This is a genomic window from Paraburkholderia kirstenboschensis (assembly GCF_904848585.1).
GTDB lineage: Bacteria > Pseudomonadota > Gammaproteobacteria > Burkholderiales > Burkholderiaceae > Paraburkholderia > Paraburkholderia kirstenboschensis.
This window is the reverse complement of sequence record NZ_CAJHCR010000062.1, coordinates 1-2313: the sequence shown is the minus strand read 5'-3', so window position 1 is coordinate 2313 and position 2313 is coordinate 1. Positions and strand designations below refer to the sequence as shown.

General features: G+C 62.0%; 1 protein-coding gene and 1 pseudogene. Both read right to left on the bottom strand.

What is annotated here, in order from left to right; genetic code table 11:
• Nucleotides 1-377, bottom strand: a pseudogene (locus JMY24_RS37910) (ATP-binding protein); the annotation flags it as partial.
• A gap of 28 nt (nucleotides 378-405) precedes the next feature.
• Nucleotides 406-2313 (bottom strand): integrase core domain-containing protein (locus JMY24_RS39170; RefSeq protein WP_236597783.1); only part of this gene is annotated, 1908 nt, incomplete at its 5' end.

The window sequence follows — 2313 nt, the reverse complement described above, 5'->3', positions numbered from 1 at the left end:
GCGGCTGCCTCACGAATTCGAAGCGACAGGCGGGAGCGTTTTGCCGAACTGGTACCGGCGTTCGGTGCGTGATCGCCTACCGCCTCCAGCAGATTCGCGAAGAAGGGACCTTCTGCATGCCGCGGCTTGTGCTCGCACTGTGCATGGTAGGTCGTTATCTTCGGGTACTGACGCGCGAGCAGGAGCCGAACGTATTCGATGGCCCGCGTTTTACCAACCCGCGACGGCCCATAGATCAGCGCGCCCATGATGCGGTACCGCAGGCAGCGCGTGACGAGCTCGTAGAACGCCTCGATCGCCGGGGTGGCAAGACGATAATTGCCGGTGACGAGTGGATGCAGTGATGGATCGACCGGACGCGGAATCTGGAGCGACATGACATACCTCGCAGCTTGAACAGCGGAGTTAAAACACCTGACCGGTGCCAATCGAAAGCTTTCGCGGCCGAACTGAAGTGCGTGGAGCAAGCTCGTTGACCGTGGCCGCCTGCGCCTCCATCTCTCGCGCGCCAGCCGGTGTGACGGTATCTGTCCCGGGAGGGCAGGGCGGACCGACGGGAGTGCGAACAGTCGGTGCCGAACCGAGCAGTCGCGTCGCATGAGCGAGCTCCGTCGCAGCCTTGCGGGTCTTCTTCGCCTGCTTCATCTTCTCGTCGACGTAGGCTTCAATCGGGTTGAGATTGGGGATTGCGTTGCTTCGCCGCCTGCCCGATTGTTTGAGGATCTGCTGACGCAGCTTGAGGTTGTGTGGTACCACGCGCCACGCTCCTTGCGCCTCGAGTACACCCAGCTCCATGCCGTCAACCAGGAAAGCGCGCACGGAGCGCAGGTCGTCGGCGTTCATGTAGATCAGCAGATGCTGACCGATGAGGTGCGTACTCGTTGCAAGGACACGGTTTGTGTAGCGCACGCCATACAGGTTGATGTGCGGTCGCACGCCCTGTTGAAGGTAGGCCCGCACACGGCACCGCCGTGCCGACTGCATCAGGCAGAGCGTCCGGCGCTGATGCTCTGCCAGCCAGACCAACATCGTCTCCCTACCGCGTGCGAAGTACTCCATCGCTTCGAGTGGAGTCGCGTTGTTGAGTCCCCTGTGCGGTGTGCCGTTGTAGCCTGAGATGGCGTACTCAACGAGTTCCGCCAGTTCATCAAGGGAGACATAGAGGCGCAGATCGCCTTTGGGATCCGAGAGCGCACGGCGCAGGTCGCGTATGTGAGAACCGGTGTAACCCGGCAAACGTGAAGACAGTCGACTGGCAATCGTGCCAAAGAAGCGTTCGATATAGGCCCGCTCGTCCGGGCTGTGTTTCGGGCCGGCATCAGCGAGGCAGCCGACGAATTCGCACAACGCCGTCATCGTCTCGTCTGCGAGGTTGGCCTTCGCGTTGTCGAGCCGGATCCACTCCCAGGTGACGTAGCCCAGTTCAGGCATCTTCCCTGATGGAAAACCGTCGTGCGGTCCGTAGGTGAGGCCAGGTATCGTAAACGTTCGTGGGCGGTGCGGTGTCAGCGCATTCTCGATTGTCTTGATGACGTCGTAGCGGCTGTACTCCCTTGCCAACGCGATGTGATATCCGATTACGGCGCGCGTGCAAACGTCGATGATCACAAGCAGCCATACTCTTTCCATCTCGAATTCGTGCGTGAAACCCAGCGGATCACGCACGACCACCTTCAGACGGACGTCCAGCCGGTGACCATCGAACTCGACGACCTGGTATGGCCGGACCGCTGCGGGTGGACCGGAGTCGTCAACACGCGGCAGGCCTTTGAGATGCTTGGCGCCCGCGGAGCGTGCAGCCGAGCCAAAGCTTCCCAGCATCTCCGCCTTCACCCGTCGCGAAAGCGAACGGATCGCGTGGTCTGCCGTGTTCAGCGGGTAGTCGGCCGCCGTCAACCCGACTGACCGGCATTGGCGCAGGAAGTTGTCGTGCAGCGACTGCAGGCCGCGCAGACGCGTGCGCAGGTGCCCGTCAGTATGGACCTGCTCAAGCCATACCTTGCGTTGTTTTAGCTGAAGCAGCAGCCACCCCGTCAACGTCGGGGAGCGTTCAAGCAGCTGCGCGAGTGCACCGGCGGCACCGCGGCTGCCGCGCTCGCCGCGCAGCTGCACATCACGCACCCGCGCATATTCGGCGATGCGCACGTAGTGGATGAGTGCCCGAAAGCCGAAGGGGCGGCCGTCAGGGTGAACGGCCTGCGGGCGCTCAAGCCAGCGGTACAACTGCCGGCGATTGAAGTGTGTCGACTTTTCGATGGCTCTGATCGGTTCGCCAGCGATATAGCGCAATATGGCCTGACGACGTGCCTCGAA